The sequence below is a fragment of the Dickeya sp. Secpp 1600 genome, assembly GCF_003049805.1.
Taxonomy (GTDB): Bacteria; Pseudomonadota; Gammaproteobacteria; order Enterobacterales; family Enterobacteriaceae; genus Dickeya; species Dickeya fangzhongdai.
Map to the genome: position 1 here is coordinate 2,564,624 of NZ_CP023484.1, position 17,268 is coordinate 2,581,891.

The 17,268-nt window shown below is 54.3% G+C and carries 16 protein-coding genes; 7 read left to right on the plus strand and 9 right to left on the minus strand.

Annotation, left to right across the window (positions count from 1 at the left end):
- Positions 1-27: 27 nt before the first annotated feature.
- On the minus strand, positions 28-1,416 hold the full coding sequence (gene pntB, locus CPA59_RS11485; RefSeq protein WP_038919104.1) for a Re/Si-specific NAD(P)(+) transhydrogenase subunit beta: 1,389 nt from the start codon (positions 1,414-1,416) through the stop codon (positions 28-30).
- A gap of 10 nt (positions 1,417-1,426) precedes the next feature.
- A complete protein-coding gene (pntA, locus tag CPA59_RS11490; RefSeq protein WP_038919105.1) occupies positions 1,427-2,959 on the minus strand; it encodes a Re/Si-specific NAD(P)(+) transhydrogenase subunit alpha in 1,533 nt (510 codons plus the stop codon).
- A 508-nt stretch (positions 2,960-3,467) separates the two neighbouring features.
- Between pntA and ydgH the strand changes: the two genes are divergently transcribed.
- Entirely contained in the window at positions 3,468-4,418 is a 951-nt protein-coding gene (gene ydgH, locus CPA59_RS11495) for a DUF1471 family protein YdgH (RefSeq protein WP_038920972.1), read from the plus strand.
- Between the two features lie 76 nt (positions 4,419-4,494).
- Here ydgH and kdsA read toward each other — a convergent pair whose 3' ends face one another.
- From kdsA to hemA, 5 genes are all read right to left on the minus strand, one after another.
- Positions 4,495-5,349 carry a 3-deoxy-8-phosphooctulonate synthase gene (gene kdsA / locus CPA59_RS11500; RefSeq protein ID WP_038919107.1) on the minus strand — a complete coding sequence of 285 codons (855 nt, stop codon included), beginning with the start codon at positions 5,347-5,349 and terminating at the stop codon, positions 4,495-4,497.
- A gap of 56 nt (positions 5,350-5,405) precedes the next feature.
- On the minus strand, positions 5,406-6,215 hold the full coding sequence (sirB1, locus tag CPA59_RS11505) for an invasion regulator SirB1 (RefSeq protein WP_107760812.1): 810 nt from the start codon (positions 6,213-6,215) through the stop codon (positions 5,406-5,408).
- Between the two features lie 222 nt (positions 6,216-6,437).
- The gene (gene prmC, locus CPA59_RS11510) at positions 6,438-7,289 is read right to left on the minus strand and encodes a peptide chain release factor N(5)-glutamine methyltransferase (protein ID WP_107759421.1); all 852 of its coding nucleotides are present in this window, start codon (positions 7,287-7,289) and stop codon (positions 6,438-6,440) included.
- Positions 7,286-8,371: a peptide chain release factor 1 gene (prfA, locus tag CPA59_RS11515; RefSeq protein WP_038919110.1), complete on the minus strand. Its 1,086-nt coding sequence runs from the start codon at positions 8,369-8,371 to the stop codon at positions 7,286-7,288. Before prfA ends, prmC begins: the two co-directional genes overlap by 4 nt.
- A 47-nt stretch (positions 8,372-8,418) precedes the next feature.
- Positions 8,419-9,675, minus strand: a complete 1,257-nt coding sequence (gene hemA, locus CPA59_RS11520; protein WP_038919111.1) for a glutamyl-tRNA reductase — start codon at positions 9,673-9,675, stop codon at positions 8,419-8,421.
- 210 nt (positions 9,676-9,885) lie between these two features.
- Between hemA and lolB the strand changes: the two genes are divergently transcribed.
- From lolB to prs, 3 genes are all read left to right on the plus strand, one after another.
- Positions 9,886-10,506, plus strand: a complete 621-nt coding sequence (gene lolB / locus CPA59_RS11525) for a lipoprotein insertase outer membrane protein LolB (RefSeq protein ID WP_039695402.1) — start codon at positions 9,886-9,888, stop codon at positions 10,504-10,506.
- 3 nt (positions 10,507-10,509) lie between these two features.
- Positions 10,510-11,385 carry a 4-(cytidine 5'-diphospho)-2-C-methyl-D-erythritol kinase gene (ispE, locus tag CPA59_RS11530; RefSeq protein WP_038919112.1) on the plus strand — a complete coding sequence of 292 codons (876 nt, stop codon included), beginning with the start codon at positions 10,510-10,512 and terminating at the stop codon, positions 11,383-11,385.
- Between the two features lie 128 nt (positions 11,386-11,513).
- Positions 11,514-12,461 (plus strand): ribose-phosphate diphosphokinase, encoded by a 948-nt coding sequence (gene prs / locus CPA59_RS11535; RefSeq protein WP_012769780.1) that lies wholly within the window; start codon positions 11,514-11,516, stop codon positions 12,459-12,461.
- A gap of 153 nt (positions 12,462-12,614) precedes the next feature.
- On the opposite strand, the gene CPA59_RS11540 is transcribed toward prs, so the two are convergent.
- Positions 12,615-13,385 carry a type 1 glutamine amidotransferase domain-containing protein gene (locus tag CPA59_RS11540; protein WP_107759423.1) on the minus strand — a complete coding sequence of 257 codons (771 nt, stop codon included), beginning with the start codon at positions 13,383-13,385 and terminating at the stop codon, positions 12,615-12,617.
- A gap of 176 nt (positions 13,386-13,561) precedes the next feature.
- Here CPA59_RS11540 and CPA59_RS11545 point away from each other — a divergent pair, with 176 nt between their 5' ends.
- Complete coding sequence (locus CPA59_RS11545) at positions 13,562-14,464, plus strand: LysR family transcriptional regulator (protein WP_038919115.1); 903 nt, start codon at positions 13,562-13,564, stop codon at positions 14,462-14,464.
- A gap of 256 nt (positions 14,465-14,720) precedes the next feature.
- Here the strand turns inward: CPA59_RS11545 and ychH are convergent, their stop codons facing one another.
- Complete coding sequence (gene ychH, locus CPA59_RS11550) at positions 14,721-14,990, minus strand: stress-induced protein YchH (protein ID WP_038919116.1); 270 nt, start codon at positions 14,988-14,990, stop codon at positions 14,721-14,723.
- Positions 14,991-15,234: 244 nt separating this feature from the next.
- Here ychH and pth point away from each other — a divergent pair, with 244 nt between their 5' ends.
- The gene (pth, locus tag CPA59_RS11555) at positions 15,235-15,822 is read left to right on the plus strand and encodes an aminoacyl-tRNA hydrolase (protein ID WP_038658503.1); all 588 of its coding nucleotides are present in this window, start codon (positions 15,235-15,237) and stop codon (positions 15,820-15,822) included.
- A 129-nt stretch (positions 15,823-15,951) separates the two neighbouring features.
- Positions 15,952-17,043, plus strand: coding sequence for a redox-regulated ATPase YchF (gene ychF / locus CPA59_RS11560; RefSeq protein WP_038658500.1), 1,092 nt, complete (start codon positions 15,952-15,954; stop codon positions 17,041-17,043).
- Positions 17,044-17,268 lie beyond the last annotated feature (225 nt).

The following is a 17,268-nucleotide window of genomic DNA, read 5'->3' on the forward strand; positions in this document are numbered from 1 at the left end:
ACCGACCGCCTTCTGGCGGGATCGGGCTTACAGCGCTTTCAGAATCGCCTCGACGCTTTCCTTGGCATCGCCAAACAGCATCTGGGTATTTTCTTTAAAGAACAGCGGGTTCTGCACACCGGCATAGCCGGTATTCATCGAACGCTTGAACACAATCACGTTTTGCGCCTTCCACACTTCCAGCACCGGCATACCGGCAATCGGGCTATGCGGATCTTCCTGCGCCGCCGGATTGACGGTGTCGTTGGCGCCAATCACCAGCACGGTGTCGGTCTCGGCGAAATCATCATTGATTTCATCCATTTCCAGCACGATGTCGTAAGGCACCTTGGCTTCCGCCAGCAGAACGTTCATATGTCCCGGCAAACGCCCGGCGACCGGGTGAATACCGAAGCGCACATTAACGCCGCGTGCCCGCAGTTTGGCGGTAATGTCATGCACCGGATACTGCGCCTGCGCCACCGCCATGCCGTATCCCGGCGTAATGATCACCGAAGTGGAGTTTTTCAGCAGTTCCGCCACCTCTTCCGCCGTGGTTTCACGATGCTCGCCAACCGCTTCATCACTGCCAGTAGAAGAACCGTCGGTACCGAAACCGCCGGCAATCACGCTAATGAACGATCGGTTCATCGCCTTGCACATGATGTAGGACAGGATGGCGCCGGAAGAACCCACCAGCGCGCCGGTAACGATCAGCAGATCGTTGCTCAGCATGAAGCCCGCCGCCGCCGCGGCCCAACCGGAATAGGAGTTCAGCATGGAAACCACCACCGGCATGTCCGCGCCGCCGATAGACGCCACCAGATGCCAGCCAAACGCCAGCGCAATCAGCGTCATCAGCAACAGCGCAAACACCTGCATGGCTACGCTTCCGGTTTTAACAAACACCAGCAACAGTAGGAATGACAATACCAGCGCCAGCAGATTCAGCTTATGACGATTAGGCAGCATCAGCGGTTTGGATGAGATCAGACCGCGCAGTTTGCCAAACGCGACGATCGAGCCGGTAAAGGTCACCGCACCGATGAAAATCCCCAGAAACACTTCGGTCAGGTGGATATTTTCCATGATCGGGTCAGCAATATCGCCTTCGCCGATAAAGCTGTTAAAACCGACCAGCACCGCCGCAAAACCGACAAAACTGTGCAGAATCGCCACCAGTTCCGGCATTTCGGTCATTTCCACCTTGCGGGCCAGATGCACGCCGATAGCGCCACCAATCACCATCGCCGCGATAATCCATCCCACGTTGCCGGCGTTCGGCCCCAGAATGGTCGCCAGCAGCGCAATGGTCATCCCGCTGATGCCGAAAATGTTCCCCTGACGGGACGTCTCGTGTTTGGATAAGCCAGCCAGGCTGAAAATAAACAAAATTGCAGCAACGATATACGCTGCCGTCACTAGTCCTCCAGACATCCGTTACCCCTTAATTCTTGCGGAACATTTTCAGCATGCGCTGAGTGACGGTAAACCCGCCGAAAATATTGATGCTGGCGATCAGCACGGCGATGAAGGAGAAAAAGGACACCCATCCACCATGCCCGATCTGCAACAACGCGCCCACCACAATGATGCCGGAAATGGCATTGGTGACCGACATCAACGGCGTATGCAGCGCGTGGCTGACGTTCCAGACCACGTAGTACCCCACCACGCAGGACAGCGCAAATACGGTGAAGTGCGACAGGAACTCTTTCGGCGCCACATTCGCCAGCCAGCCAAACAACACAATAGCGATTGCGATGAAAATGAATTTTTTCCAGGGCGACGCGGGCTTAGCGTCCTGCTGCGCGACGGCGGCGGCGGCCGGTTTGGCCTGCTGCGGCTGAGCGGAAACCTGAATCGGCGGCGCCGGCCAGGTGATTTCGCCAGACTTGATGACCGTCACGCCACGGATGACGTTGTCGTCGAAATCGATATCGATCTCGCCGTTTTTCTCTTTGCACAGAAGCTTCAGCAGATTCACCAGATTGGTGCCGTACAACTGCGAAGATTGCGTCGACAAACGGCTCGGCAGATCGGTATAACCGATGATTTTCACACCATTTTCCGTTACCGTGACCCGATCCGCGACGGTCAGTTCGCAGTTGCCGCCGGTCTGGGCCGCCAGGTCGACAATCACGCTGCCGGGCTTCATACCCTGCACCATTTCTTTGGTGATCAGGCGTGGGGCCGGTTTGCCTGGGATCAGCGCGGTGGTGACAATAATATCCACCTCTTGCGCCTGCGCCGCGAACAACGCCATTTCAGCTTTGATAAAGGCTTCGGACATCACCTTGGCGTAGCCGTCGCCGCTGCCGGCTTCTTCTTCGAATTCCAGTTCCAGGAACTCGGCGCCCATACTTTTAACCTGCTCTTTCACTTCGGGGCGGGTATCGAACGCACGCACAATGGCGCCCAGGCTGCCTGCCGCGCCAATCGCGGCCAGGCCAGCCACACCGGCGCCGATAATCAGCACCTTAGCCGGCGGCACTTTACCTGCGGCCGTGATCTGACCGGTGAAGAAACGGCCGAATTCATGCGCGGCTTCAACAATAGCGCGATAGCCGGCAATATTCGCCATCGAACTCAGCGCATCCATGGACTGGGCGCGCGAAATACGGGGCACGGAATCCATCGCCAGCACCGTCACCTGGCGCGCCGCCAGCGTTTCCAGCAATGCCGGGTTCTGTGCCGGCCAGATGAAGCTGATAATCGTGCTGCCGGCACGGGTCAATTCCACTTCCTCATCCAGCGGAGCATTAACCTTGAGCAGGATATCGCTCTGCCAGACAGCCGCTGTATCCAGAATCGTCGCGCCGGCTTGCTCGTAAGCCTCATCCTCAAAACTGGCGAGTTTTCCAGCCCCACGCTCAATGGCGACCTCAAAGCCCAGTTTCAGCAGTTGCTCCACCGTTTTTGGCGTGGCTGCGACACGGGCTTCATTGGCCAACCTCTCTTTTGGTACACCAATACGCATTGTGAATCCCTTTTCGTTGTCACGAAGGTTTTATATGGTTGTGTCAATCACCTAAAAACTAACTTGTCGCCGTTGCCAGCACCCTCGGCGATAGCGATAAGTCCCTTTATAACCTACTTAAAATGGAATTAATGATCCACCGCTAAAACCATTTGGTTCTAAAAGCAGAATTTTGGCAGGTTACGATGCTTATTTGTGGTCAAAAATCACAGCTAAAACAGATTTTTCTACCATTATTACCACGTCAATGTTTCGAGCCATCTCACAAAAAGACCCTGTTAACGCTTTGTTAAGCGCATTAATTCCGATAAATATCGTTTATAAAAGGAATTCGGTTATTAATAGTGATTATTTCCATTTTTCTCTTCTTCCATTATCACTCGGTGGTTTTGCGGGATTTGGCTTAAAATGCAGAGGCATAACGTCAGGTTCCGTGCCATAATCAGCGGCTACCACAGAAGATGGCTTGGTACGTATTTACCGTATGCGTCAGGCGAAAGGATTTTTTATGAAGCTGAAAACTAGCGTTGTTGCATCCACTCTTTTATCAATAGTAGCGTTTTCGGCGCAGGCTGCGCAGGAACTTACGCCAGAGAAAGCAGAATCACTAAAACCCTTTGAGCGTATTACCTTTCTAGGTCGTTACGATGCCATTTACGAAGCGGCGGCCGATGCCTCTAAAAAGGCGGATGAGCGCGGCGCGGCGGCTTTTTATATTCAAAGCACCTCGGAAGTGAACGGCGGACGTTGGGCTGTCACTGTGGATCTGTACCACAAGGACGCGCCGGAAGCGACCAAAGACACGAGTTACCGTGAATTCAGCGGCGTGAAAGAACTGCCGAAAGATGAAGCGGTACGTCTGGAACCCTATGACACCGTCACGGTCACCGGCTATTTCGGCAACCAGCCGGAAGTCAATGAATCCATCGGCAAAGCAGCCAAACAGAAAAACGCTTATTCCTTCTATATCGTGCGTCAGGTCGATATCAACTCCAGCGGCGCAACCCAGTCCATCACCGCTTTCGTCTACAAGAAAGATGCGCCGAAACGTCAGGTGCAAAGCCCGGATGCCATTCCGGCAGACTCTGAAGCCGGTAAAGCCGCGATTGCCGCTGGCGGCGTAGCGGCTTCCAAAGTGGAAATCCCCGGCGTGGCGACGTCTTCCAGCCTGAGTAACAAGGTCGGCAATTTCTTCCAGACCCAGTCGTCATCAGGTGGCTCACGTTATACCGTCACCATGCCCGATGGCACAAAAATTCAGGAACTGAATAACGCGACTGCTGCACAGATGGCGCCGTTTGATTCCATTACTCTGCGCGGTAGTTTCAATAGCCCGACCGATATCTCCGAAGAGGTTGCCAAACAGGCGGCGAAAAAAGGCGCCAAGTTCTACCACATCACCAAAGAGTGGCAGGAAAAAGGCGACCACTACACCATCGGCGCCGATTTGTACAAATAACCATTTGTGCAAATAACTATTGCTCGATGCATAAAAAAACCGCCAGTTGGCGGTTTTTTTGTATCTTGCAGACGGTTCAGTTGCTGGTATCCAGTTCCGGGAAGCTTTTGACCAGATCATCGATCGCTTTCATCTGCTGCAGGAACGGTTCCAGTTTATCCAGCGGCAAAGCGGAAGGACCGTCACACATGGCGCTATTCGGCTCAGGATGGGCTTCAATAAACAGCCCCGCAATCCCGACCGCCATACCGGCACGCGCCAGTTCAGCCACCTGGGCACGGCGTCCGCCAGACGCGGCGCCGAACGGATCGCGACATTGCAGCGCGTGGGTCACATCGAAAATCACCGGCGCGCCGTGGGAAACCTGCTTCATGACATTAAAGCCCAGCATATCCACCACCAGGTTGTCGTAACCAAAGTTGCTGCCGCGATCGCACAGAATTACCTGCTCGTTGCCGCCCTCGCGGAATTTATCCACGATATTGCCCACCTGCCCCGGGCTGATGAACTGCGGTTTTTTGATGTTGATGACCGCGCCGGTTTTCGCCATCGCTTCCACCAGGTCGGTCTGGCGAGCGAGGAACGCCGGCAACTGAATCACATCCACCACCTCGGATACCGGTTGTGCCTGCTGCGGTTCATGCACGTCGGTAATGATTTTCACGCCAAAAGTTTGCTTCAGTTCCTGGAAAATCTTCATCCCTTCTTCCAGACCCGGACCACGGTAAGAGTGGATGGAGGAGCGGTTCGCCTTATCAAAAGACGCCTTGAAGACATAGGGGATGCCCAGTTTCTGCGTTACCGCGACATAGTGTTCGCAAATCCGCATCGCCAGATCGCGGGACTCGAGCACATTCATGCCACCAAACAGTACAAACGGCAGAGAGTTGGCAACCGGGATATCTCCGATGTTAACCACTTTATTGTTCATAAACTTACCTTATTGTCGGATAAATCAGATGATCGGGGTTCAGGCGCTTTCCCGAACTAGTGCAGCACAATCTGCTTCTGCTCGATGGAGTGGATCTGCACCTTGATCATTTCGCTAACCGGATCTTCCGGGCATTGTTCCACGAAATAGCTCAGGTCTGACAAGGCGATATGGTCGCACTCCAGCTGTGCGTAAATCAGGCCGCGGTCACGGATTTCATACGGATCTTCCGGATCGAACTGCAACACGGCTTCACTGGCGCGCAACGCCAGCTCCATCTGTTTCTCTTCCATCAACGCGACCTTGAGCGTATCCAGCAGCTTGCGGACAATCATCACGTTTTCCGCCTCATCCAGATCGCTATCCATCAGCCTGGCGGAAAGACCAATGTTGCCTTTTAGCCACACTTCCAGCACGTGTTCACTCAGCGTGTCGCCGTTCAGCGGATTAATCAGCCACATTTCATCGTCGAGCCAGTCGGCGCGTAAAATCAGTTGGGTAGGGAAAATTACCGGCATCAGCGGCAGCCCCAGCTGATTGGCAATATGCAGGAAGATGATTCCCAACGACACCGGCATCCCCTGTCGGGTCGCCAGCACGTTGTCCAGCCACAGGACGTCGGACAAATGGTAAACGCCGCTGGCGCCGCCAAAGCCCCAGGTATGGAAGAAGAGCTCAATGAGCTGCTCCAGCTGTTGATCCTGATCCAGATCGGCGGAGATGGTCGCCCGCGCTTCTTCAACGAGTTGCTGCAGATTTTGTCTCACTTCCTGCGCGGAAAAATCACGGCGTATTGACTGGGAAACCAGAATCACGCCTTCACTTAAGGGTGACTGGTTAAATTCAAAATCAGCAATAGAACTCATAGTTATTCCATCAAGCAAAGATAACGTCAGCTGCACGTCTGAAAAAGCAAACTTCTCTATCGGCCCATGCATGCCTTGCGGGTGCGGAAGCCAGCGGATCAGATAATAATGCCAAACCTGGCGCTCGTCAGCAGGTCTGTCCGGAACGACAAGCGATAATCATGGCTAATCATTACCAATGTGATCCTGCTCAAGCCCCGATGACACAGGCTGAGGTCGCACTCAACACACGCAGGTCGCCCCAGCGGGCCATTGCCCCAGCGTCACCCGCTCATTATCGCCATAATCGCGGCAGGTTTTCACCTGCACAAAACCGTACTGCGTCAGTAATGACCGTACCGCCTCGCCCTGCTGCCAGCCATGTTCCAGCAGCAACCAGCCGTTATCCAGCAAAAATACCCCCGCCTGCCGGATAATCTGCCGTAAATCGGCCAGCCCCGCCTCTCCCGCCACCAGCGCGCTGGCAGGCTCGAAGCGCACATCGCCGCGCGACAAGTGAGGGTCATGCTCGTCGATGTACGGTGGATTGCTGACAATCAGAGCGAAACGTTGTCCATCCAGCGGCGAAAACCAGTCTCCCGGCAAAAACCGGGCGTTGGCGATCCCCAACTGGCTGGCATTATGACTGGCCAACGCTACCGCGTCGGGCTGGCGATCAATCCCCACCACCTGACAATCCGGTCGCTCATGCGCAATCGCCAGCGCAATCGCCCCGGTGCCGGTGCCCAAATCCAGCACCGATGAGGCGCCGGTGGGTAAATGCGCCAGCGCCTGCTCGACCAGACACTCGGTATCCGGCCGCGGGATCAGCGTCGCGGGCGATACGGCCAGCGGCAGCGACCAAAACTCCCGCTGCCCGACCAGATAGGCAATCGGCTCGCCGGTGGCGCGACGCGCCAGCAAGGCTTCAAGCACCGGGATTTCTTCGTCGGTTAAAGCGGTTTCACCAAAAGCCAGCAGAAACGTACGGCGTTTACCGGTCACATGTTCCAGTAGGATCTCGGCGTCTCGTTTCGGGCTGTCACTACCTTGCAGCCGGGCCGCCGCCTGTTTCAGCCAGTGCTGATAATTCATTGATCCTGCTCGGCCAGCGCCGCCAGTTGATCCGCCTGATATTCCTGCACGATAGGCTGAATCAACATATCCAGTTTGCCTTCCATCGCTTCGTCCAGCCGGTAGAGCGTCAGGTTGATGCGGTGATCGGTCACCCTTCCCTGCGGAAAGTTATAGGTGCGGATACGGTCGGAGCGGTCGCCGCTGCCCAACAAGTTACGCCGGGTTGAGGCTTCTTCCTGCTGACGTTTTTTCATTTCCGCGGCGCGAATACGGGCCGCCAGCACCGACAACGCCTTGGCTTTGTTCTTGTGCTGTGAACGCTCATCCTGACACTCCACCACAATGCCGGTCGGCAGATGGGTGATACGGATAGCGGAATCGGTAGTGTTGACGTGCTGCCCACCCGCGCCGGAGGAGCGGAAGGTATCGATTTTCAGATCGGAAGGGTTGATATCCGGCAGTTCCGCTTCCGGCACTTCCGGCATGACCGCGACGGTACAGGCGGAGGTATGGATACGCCCCTGCGACTCGGTGGCCGGCACGCGTTGCACCCGGTGACCGCCGGACTCGAATTTCAACTGGCCGTAGGCGCCGTCGCCCACCACCTTGGCAATCATCTCTTTATAGCCGCCGTGTTCGCCGTCGTTTGCGCTCATGATTTCAATCTTCCAGCGACGGGATTCGGCATAACGGCTGTACATACGGAACAAATCGCCGGCAAACAGCGCGGCTTCATCGCCACCGGTGCCGGCGCGGATTTCGAGGAAACAACCGCGTTCATCATCCGGATCCTTCGGCAGCAGCAACACCTGCAGTTGCTGTTCCAGTTCTTCGCTGGCCGCTTTGGCCGCTTTCAGTTCGTCTTGCGCCAAATCGCGCATTTCGGGGTCATCCAGCATCAGTTCGGCCGTGGCAAGATCGTCCTGCGTCTGCTGCCAGCGCTGAAAGCAACGGGTAATGTCGGTAAGTTGCGCGTACTCGCGGGACAACGCCCGGAAACGGTCCATATCGGCAATCACGCTGGGTTCTCCCAGCAGCGCCTGCACTTCTTCATGGCGCTCTTGTAACGCTTCCAGTTTGGCAACAATAGAAGACTTCATGCGGGCGGTTCAATCCTGTGTTGAATCATTATGGGGGAAGAAGAATGCTAGTTCAGACCGAGGCTGTCACGCAAAATCTGCAAACGCTCCAGATCGCCGTCGCGGGCGGCCTGTTGCAATGACCGGGTGGGAGCATGAATCAGGCGGTTGGTCAGCCGGTGCGCCAGTTCCTGTACGATGGCATCTACATCGCCGCCATTCTGTATCGCCGCCAGCGCTTTGGCGGTCATGTCCTCGCGCAGGCGATCCGCCTGAGAGCGATAATCGCGGATGGTGTCCACCGCCGCCTGCGCGCGCAGCCAGGCCATGAACTCCGAGCACTCCTGCTGCACGATGGACTCAGCCTGAATGGCCGCCGCTTTGCGCTGCGCCAGATTGTGCTGAATGATGGCCTGCAGGTCGTCGACGCTATACAGATAAATGTTCGGCAGCCGCCCTACTTCAGGTTCGATGTCGCGCGGAACGGCGATATCCACCATCAGCATCGGCTGATTACGGCGGGTTTTCATCGTACGCTCCATCATCCCTTTGCCGATGATGGGCAGCGTACTGGCGGTGGAACTGATGACAATGTCCGCCTGCGGCAAATACGCATCCAGTTCCGCCAGTGTAATCACGTCGGCGCCCACTTCTTCCGCCAGCGCCTGAGCGCGCTCGCGCGTCCGGTTGGCAATCACCATCCGCTTCACGCGGTGTTCGCGCAGATGGCGGGACACCAGTTCGATGGTTTCGCCTGCGCCCACCAGCAGCACATTGACGTCGGCCAAAGATTCGAAGATCTGCCGCGCCAGCGTACAGGCGGCAAACGCTACCGACACCGCGCTGGCGCCGATATCGGTTTCGGTACGCACCCGTTTGGCGACGGTAAACGATTTCTGGAACATGCGCTCCAGATCGCCGGACAGCGAACGTTCGCGCTGAGAATCGGCAAACGCTTTCTTGACCTGCCCCAGAATCTGGGGTTCACCCAGCACCAGCGAATCCAGCCCGCTGGCGACGCGCATCAGATGACTAACAGCAGCGTTGCCTTCATGCCAGTAGAGATTTTTACGGATTTCCTCAGGATTGAGCCGGTGATAATCACACAGCCAGGCAATCAGTTGCTCGTGCCGGTTTTCCTGCTCGTCCACGCTGAGATAGAGTTCGGTACGGTTGCAGGTGGAAAGCAACACGCCGCCCTGAACTAACGGTTGCTGTAACAGACTGTGCAGCGCCTGCCCCTGTCTGTCCGGAGAGAACGCTACGCGCTCCCGCAGAGAGACTGGTGCTGTTTTATGATTGATGCCAAGCGCAAGCAGGGTCATGGTTTACAGAGTAATCCCGGTGTTAGTATGGGTTTCATCTGAGGGGCATTCTACTTGAAGCCTGCGGGCAAGAAAAGTGACCCAGGGCAACCGCGTTCACGTTGTCGCCAGCGCGCCGGGCAGCATCACAGGCATTGACGCTGCCAGCCAACCCCGCTAGCGTGACGCCTTGTTGTGAACCCATGATGCTTGTAACAGGACCTTTTCGACATGCCCAATAATCCCGTTCGCGCCTTACGGTTACTGCCTTTGGCGAGTGTGTTACTGACTGCCTGTACCCTGACGCAGCCCACCTTGCCGGGTAAAAAACCGACCTCTCCCGAGTGGCGCGAGCATGAGCAAAAAGTGCAGAATCTGACCAACTATCAGACCCGCGGCTCATTCGCCTATATTTCCGATAGGAAAAAGCTGTATGCCCGTTTCTTCTGGCAGCAATTTTCGCCGCAGCGTTACCGTCTGCTGCTGACCAGCCCGCTGGGCAGTACCGAACTGGAACTGCAGGCCGGCGCGAACAGCGTTCAAATTACCGACGGTCAGGGCAAGCGCTATGTGGGTAAAGACGCGCAATACATGGTTCAGCAGCTAACCGGCATGGCTATTCCGCTCGATAATTTGCGCCAGTGGATGCTCGGCCTGCCGGGCGACGCGCAGGATTTCGCACTGGATGAGCGCGCCCTGCTGCGCAGCGTAAACTATCAGCAGGGCGACCAGCACTGGAGCGTGTCCTATCAGTCCTATACCGATGGTCCGCTGCCGTTGCCGCAAAGCCTGGAACTGACGCAGGGCGAGCAGCGCATCAAACTGAAAATGGACAACTGGACGACGCAATAAATCATGGCGACCGCATGCAATCGCTGGCCTTCCCCGGCCAAGCTGAATCTGTTTTTGTACATCACCGGCCGCCGCCCGGACGGATACCATAATCTGCAGACGCTGTTTCAGTTTCTGGATTACGGCGACACCCTGACCATCACCCCGCGTCAGGATCAGCACATTGTGTTGTCGACGCCGTTGCCCGGCGTCCCCGATGAACAAAATCTGGTGGTTCGCGCCGCTCGCCAGTTGCAGACCTATTGTCAACAGGCGGGGTTACCGTTTGCCGGCGCCGACATCGCCGTCGACAAACGTCTGCCGATGGGCGGCGGCTTGGGCGGCGGTTCGTCAAACGCCGCTACCGTATTAGTGGCGCTGAACCAGTTGTGGCGCTGCCAGATACCGGTCGACACGCTGGCCGCACTGGGCCTGAAGCTGGGAGCGGATGTCCCGGTATTCGTGCATGGGCACGCCGCGTTCGCCGAAGGCGTGGGAGAACAGCTGACCCCCGTGTCGCCGCCGGAAAAATGGTATCTGGTGGTTCATCCCGGCGTCAGCATTCCGACCCCGCTCATCTTTGCCGATCCGGATTTGACGCGAGATACGCCGGTACGCCCGCTGTCACAATTACTGACACAAACTTTCAGCAACGATTGTGAAGCCGTCGCAAGAAAACGTTTTCGTGAGGTTGAAGAGCGACTTTTATGGCTGTTAGAATACGCACCGTCGCGCCTGACCGGCACCGGCGCTTGCGTGTTTGCCGAATTCGACACCGAGTCCGCCGCTCGTCAGGTGCTAAACCGGGCCCCGGAAGGATTATTGCATGGCTTTGTTGCGCGTGGTGTTAACGTTTCCCCGCTGCAACGGCGGCTTTCCGGGCAATCTAAGGATTGCTAAAACACCACCGCCGACCGTGATGTTCTAGCGATCTTTTCCATACACCCGTATGTATATCCTGCTTGCGGTACGACACACGGCCTTCCGCAGGCGGATATTTCTCTGGACGCAAGCTTGAGGTTCTTCTCGTGCCTGATATGAAGCTTTTTGCTGGTAACGCCACACCGGAACTAGCACAACGTATTGCCAACCGTTTGTACACCAGTCTGGGCGACGCTGCTGTTGGTCGTTTTAGCGACGGCGAAGTCAGCGTACAAATCAACGAAAATGTACGCGGTGGTGATATTTTCATCATCCAGTCGACCTGTGCTCCCACCAATGACAATCTGATGGAGCTGGTCGTTATGGTTGATGCCCTGCGCCGCGCTTCCGCAGGACGTATTACCGCTGTTATCCCCTACTTCGGCTATGCCCGTCAGGATCGCCGTGTGCGTTCCGCCCGTGTGCCGATTACCGCCAAAGTTGTGGCTGACTTCCTCTCCAGCGTCGGCGTTGACCGTGTCCTGACGGTGGATCTCCACGCCGAGCAGATTCAGGGGTTCTTCGACGTGCCGGTGGACAACGTGTTCGGCAGCCCGATCCTGTTGGAAGACATGTTGCAACAGAATCTGGACAACCCGATCGTCGTTTCTCCGGATATCGGCGGCGTGGTTCGCGCCCGCGCTATCGCCAAACTGCTGAACGACACCGATATGGCGATCATCGACAAGCGCCGCCCGCGCGCCAACGTCTCTCAGGTGATGCACATCATCGGTGACGTAGCCGGCCGCGACTGCGTGCTGGTCGACGACATGATCGACACCGGCGGCACCTTGTGCAAAGCGGCGGAAGCCCTGAAAGAGCGTGGCGCCAAACGCGTCTTCGCTTACGCCACCCATCCGATTTTCTCTGGCAACGCTTACGAGAACATCAAGAACTCTGTTATTGATGAAGTGATTGTCTGCGATACCATTCCGCTGTCAGAAAATATCAAATCGCTGCCTAACGTACGCACGCTGACCTTGTCAGGCATGCTGGCGGAAGCCATCCGCCGTATCAGCAACGAAGAATCCATTTCTGCGATGTTTGAGCACTAATCGATATTTTCGCTGCAAATAACTACGCCATCGGATAATCATCATCCGATGGCGTTTTTACTGGCAGCGAAAAATATTTCCGGGTTTTGACCGAGACACCGAACCAGCAGCCGATTCTTAGCCGCGTGGAACTATCGGCTATGCAGTCGTTTTTTACCGTGTCCTGGCTTGTAACGCCTTGACCACTGCTTCTCCCAGCGCCGTTGCCGAAGCTGGATTTTGTCCGGTGATCAGGCGGCCATCCACCACGACTTTGTTCTCAAATATGGGGGCCTGTTCAAACCTGGCGCCGCCCTTTTCCAAAGCGCTTTCCAGTTCAAATGGAACGATCTTGTCGTACTGACGCGAAACCTCTTCCTCAGCGGTGAACCCCGTGAGGCGACGGCCTTTAATTAAGTTTTCACCGTTGCTGAGTTTCACGTTTATGAGCCCTGCGGGACCATGACAAACGGCACTAATAATGTCGTTATTTTCATACATAGCCCGCGCAATGCGACTAAGTTCGGCGTTATTTACAAAATCCCACATCGGGCCATGACCGCCGACAAGCAGAATCGCAGAATATTTTGATGGGTCGATATCCGATAGTTTAATCGTTTGCCCCAGCTTGTTTCGGTGACGAGGATTGGTCCAGAAATCCAGACTGGCCTGATCTTTCAAATCAAAACCATCGAAAGGCGCCAAACCGCCTTTGGGACTGGCGATATCAAAATCAAGGCCCGCTTTATCAAACACCTTAACCGGATGAGTCAGTTCTGGAAACCAAAACCCGCCGACGAGATTCTCGGTTTTCTTATCCAGACTGGAAACGACGATGAGTATTTTTTCTTGCTTTTGAGTGTCCTGAGCTGCCTCCGCAACGATAGAAGCCGTGAATGCGGTAATTGCGACGATGAGACGAACGAAATACTTTGCAAGTGACATATGATTTCCTTCAGGTTGTTGGAGTTGTCCTCACTGTATCCAAGTTCAATAACCAGAAGTAGACAGCTAAAACGGGACAGATTGTTTAAAAAAACAGGCTAATAATCTTGTATTGATGAGGATTATTACCGCAGAATGTCAATATGCGGACGAGCTAAAACAGATGAGAATGCGAGATGAGCCAGGACAATAACTTTGATGGATTGCAGGAATTTCTAGCCATCTCGAAAAGGCTCAGTATCCGGAAGGCGGCTCTTGATCTTGGCAAAACACCGGGGGCCATCAGCCTGGCGCTACAGAAACTGGAACACCGTCTCGGCGTACTGCTCTTTCATAGAACAACCCGCAAAATGGCACTGACAGAAGCAGGAAAAAACCTGCTTTTGAAGATTGAACCTGCTGCGCGTGCAATTGCAACCAGCCTTGAAGATACCATTCAGTCGTCCAGAGCGCCTGCCGGCACATTGCGGTTGATTGTGGAACGCCTGGCCTTACCGCATGTCATCGAGCCTCTACTGCCCGCATTTCGTCAGGCGTGGCCAAATGTAAACCTGGACATTACCGTCAGTAATCGTCACAACAATTTTATTTCTGAAGGTTATGATGCCGGTATTTTGATCGGTTCATACATTGAGCAGGATATGATTGCAATTAGGCTTTCCAAACCTTTCCAATGGGCCGTTTTTGGATCACCCGCCTATTTCAAAGCAAAGGGGAAGCCCAACGTTACCAGCGATCTTGTTCATCATGAATGCATCCGGTTTCGTCGCCCGGAAAAAGGCGATATTTACCGTTGGGAGTTTATTGAGAACAATGAAACAGTACGAATTGATCCGGCTGGCCCTATTACTGTCAACGATGGCGAGCTTATGCGTAGCCTTGCCGTTAAAGGGGTTGGACTCATTTATTCTTCTACGTTTCATACTTCGCGCGAACTGGCAATGGGAACGCTGGAGCCTGCGCTGCTTGACAGTTCTCCAGGCAATGATGGTCTTTTTCTCTACTTTTCCAAAGCGGGCAGAAATCAACCCAAGCTGCGTGCCTTTATCGATATATGCTCACGTACAATGAATATTTGAGTAAATATAATTCTCCCCATTAACATCATGGGGTTATATGCTGATTTTTAAGCATTAACGTTGCGGGTGTCCGCCACCGCATTCAGCCACTACCAGGTTAAAATCAACTTTTTGCTAAATAAGGAAGTTGTCTATCGCGCCTAAATAGCCATGTGAGCACATAATATTATCCTTGTTCTTATCTGCCGTTCCGCTTTATCCGGTCAACGTTATGCGCCAGAATGGAAAAAGATAACCCATTAATATGCAGAACTATTTATAGATGCCGTTCGCGGCGGCAGCGCTTATCAAAGTGCTTCAGCCACCAATAACGATCCGTCACGTTTTCCCGCCCACCAATACGCGCGCCGGCCAGCCACAGAATAGCACCGGCAAAAATAGCCAGCAGTTCTATATAATAGAGCGAACCCGGCAAATTCAATTCAGGCAGCTGATTGGCAATCGAATAGGCTATTCCGGCAATCATAAGCAACATACCTAATCCCATAAATGCGTTGCCTACCATCACAGCATTTCTACGTTTCATATTTCACCTCCAGAAATATCCAGTGGAAATAATCAGAATATTGCTGCGTGTCTTTCTGATCTGTTCACAGTATAAACAGCACTTCACAATGGGGCTGCGTGAAGGATCACATGTTGGTGATCAACTTCCCCTGAGTTAAACTAACGACTTTGCCAATTATCCCGGTGAGTTGCGTTGCCTCCGGCGGCACCCAATCCGGAAACGTATCGCGTGAGTCGTATCGAATTATGAGTGGTATTAAACTGTGAGTGGCATCAAATTGATTGTAGGTCTGGCCAACCCCGGCGCCGAATACGCCGCCACCCGCCATAACGCCGGCGCCTGGTACGTTGACCGTCTGGCGGAAGCCTACCGGCAGTCGCTGAAAGAAGAGAGCAAGTTTTTCGGCTATACCGCGCGCCTGACGCTGGCAGGCAAGGATGTGCGCCTGCTGGTGCCCACCACGTTCATGAACCTGAGCGGCAAAGCGGTGGCGGCGATGGCGACCTTTTACCGTATCGCGCCGGATGAAATTCTGGTGGCGCATGATGAACTGGATCTGCCGCCCGGCGTCGCCAAACTGAAGCTCGGCGGCGGTCACGGCGGCCACAATGGGCTGAAGGATATCGTTAGCAAACTCGGCAACAACCCCAATTTTCATCGGTTGCGCATCGGCATCGGCCATCCGGGCGATAAAAACAAGGTGGTGGGATTTGTGCTGGGTAAGCCGCCCACCAGCGAACAGGCGCTGATCGATCAGGCGATTGACGAATCATTGCGCTGCACCGATATCCTGATGAAGGAAGACATGATCAAAGCCATGAACCGTCTGCACGCGTTCAAAGCGTCGTAATGGGCGATCGGGCGGATCGAGTTCATGCCGCATTATGTGTATAATTGGCGTCAAGACTGACTTTTTCCATTCTGACAGGCTTTTTGCAACGAAAGTCTGATGATTAGTGATTTTTAAGGTGACATAAACATGGGATTCAAATGCGGTATCGTTGGGCTGCCTAACGTGGGTAAATCCACTCTGTTCAACGCGCTGACCAAAGCCGGCATCGAAGCGGCCAACTTTCCGTTTTGTACTATCGAGCCTAACACCGGCGTAGTGCCGATGCCGGACCTGCGCCTCGACCAGTTGGCCGAGATTGTCAAACCACAGCGTACCGTCCCCACCACCATGGAATTTGTGGATATCGCCGGTCTGGTAAAAGGCGCGTCCAAAGGCGAAGGTTTGGGCAACCAGTTCCTGACCAACATCCGTGAAACCGAAGCCATCGGCCACGTGGTGCGCTGTTTTGAAAACGACAACATCATCCACGTAAACAACAAAGTTGATCCGGCCGATGACATCGACGTGATCAACACCGAACTGGCGTTGTCTGACCTCGATACCTGCGAGCGCGCCATTCATCGCGTGCAGAAAAGAGCCAAAGGCGGCGATAAAGATGCGAAAGCTGAACTGGCCGCGTTGGAGAAATGCTTACCGCAGTTGGAAAACGCAGGCATGCTGCGTTCGCTGGATTTAAGCGATGAAGATAAAGCAGCAATCAAATATCTGAGTTTCCTGACACTGAAGCCAACCATGTACATCGCCAACGTCAACGAAGACGGTTTCGAAAACAACCCGTACCTCGATAAAGTACGTGAAATCGCTGCCGCTGAAGGTTCTGTTGTCGTGGCCGTCTGTGCCGCCGTTGAATCAGATATTGCGGAACTCGATGATGCCGATCGCGAAGAGTTTATGGCCGAGTTAGGTCTGGAAGAGCCGGGGCTGAACCGCGTGATCCGCGCCGGTTATGAGTTGCTTAACCTGCAAACCTACTTCACCGCCGGGGTGAAAGAAGTCCGCGCCTGGACCATCCCGGTCGGCGCCACTGCCCCGCAGGCGGCCGGTAAAATCCACACCGACTTCGAAAAAGGTTTTATCCGCGCCCAGACCATCGCCTTTGACGATTTCATCACGTACAAAGGTGAACAAGGCGCCAAAGAAGCCGGCAAAATGCGTTCAGAAGGGAAAGAATATATCGTTAAGGATGGCGATATTATGAACTTCTTGTTCAACGTCTAAAAATAATTTCTGTTGTCTCATGAGATTTCGCCGAATCTCATAAGAAACAACATACCTGATAAAACCCACGTAATTGCGTGGGTTTTTCTTTTCAGAATGCTCAGATGATCTTATGGAAGCCCAGCCCAAACTGAACACATAGGTGAGTACCATAACGGTATAAGGACATTATGCTCACTGGTATTACACAGCACCGGCCATGATAAAATCGTTTTTATATTATTG

Excerpts from the sequence above, each read along its gene's own strand:
- pntB (WP_038919104.1), bottom strand. The coding sequence starts at position 1,416 with ATGTCTGGAGGACTAGTGACGGCAGCGTATATCGTTGCTGCAATTTTG.
- pntA (WP_038919105.1), bottom strand. The coding sequence starts at position 2,959 with ATGCGTATTGGTGTACCAAAAGAGAGGTTGGCCAATGAAGCCCGTGTC.
- ydgH (WP_038920972.1), top strand. The coding sequence starts at position 3,468 with ATGAAGCTGAAAACTAGCGTTGTTGCATCCACTCTTTTATCAATAGTA.
- kdsA (WP_038919107.1), bottom strand. The coding sequence starts at position 5,349 with ATGAACAATAAAGTGGTTAACATCGGAGATATCCCGGTTGCCAACTCT.
- sirB1 (WP_107760812.1), bottom strand. The coding sequence starts at position 6,215 with ATGAGTTCTATTGCTGATTTTGAATTTAACCAGTCACCCTTAAGTGAA.
- prmC (WP_107759421.1), bottom strand. The coding sequence starts at position 7,289 with ATGAATTATCAGCACTGGCTGAAACAGGCGGCGGCCCGGCTGCAAGGT.
- prfA (WP_038919110.1), bottom strand. The coding sequence starts at position 8,371 with ATGAAGTCTTCTATTGTTGCCAAACTGGAAGCGTTACAAGAGCGCCAT.
- hemA (WP_038919111.1), bottom strand. The coding sequence starts at position 9,675 with ATGACCCTGCTTGCGCTTGGCATCAATCATAAAACAGCACCAGTCTCT.
- lolB (WP_039695402.1), top strand. The coding sequence starts at position 9,886 with ATGCCCAATAATCCCGTTCGCGCCTTACGGTTACTGCCTTTGGCGAGT.
- ispE (WP_038919112.1), top strand. The coding sequence starts at position 10,510 with ATGGCGACCGCATGCAATCGCTGGCCTTCCCCGGCCAAGCTGAATCTG.
- CPA59_RS11540 (WP_107759423.1), bottom strand. The coding sequence starts at position 13,385 with ATGTCACTTGCAAAGTATTTCGTTCGTCTCATCGTCGCAATTACCGCA.
- CPA59_RS11545 (WP_038919115.1), top strand. The coding sequence starts at position 13,562 with ATGAGCCAGGACAATAACTTTGATGGATTGCAGGAATTTCTAGCCATC.
- ychH (WP_038919116.1), bottom strand. The coding sequence starts at position 14,990 with ATGAAACGTAGAAATGCTGTGATGGTAGGCAACGCATTTATGGGATTA.
- ychF (WP_038658500.1), top strand. The coding sequence starts at position 15,952 with ATGGGATTCAAATGCGGTATCGTTGGGCTGCCTAACGTGGGTAAATCC.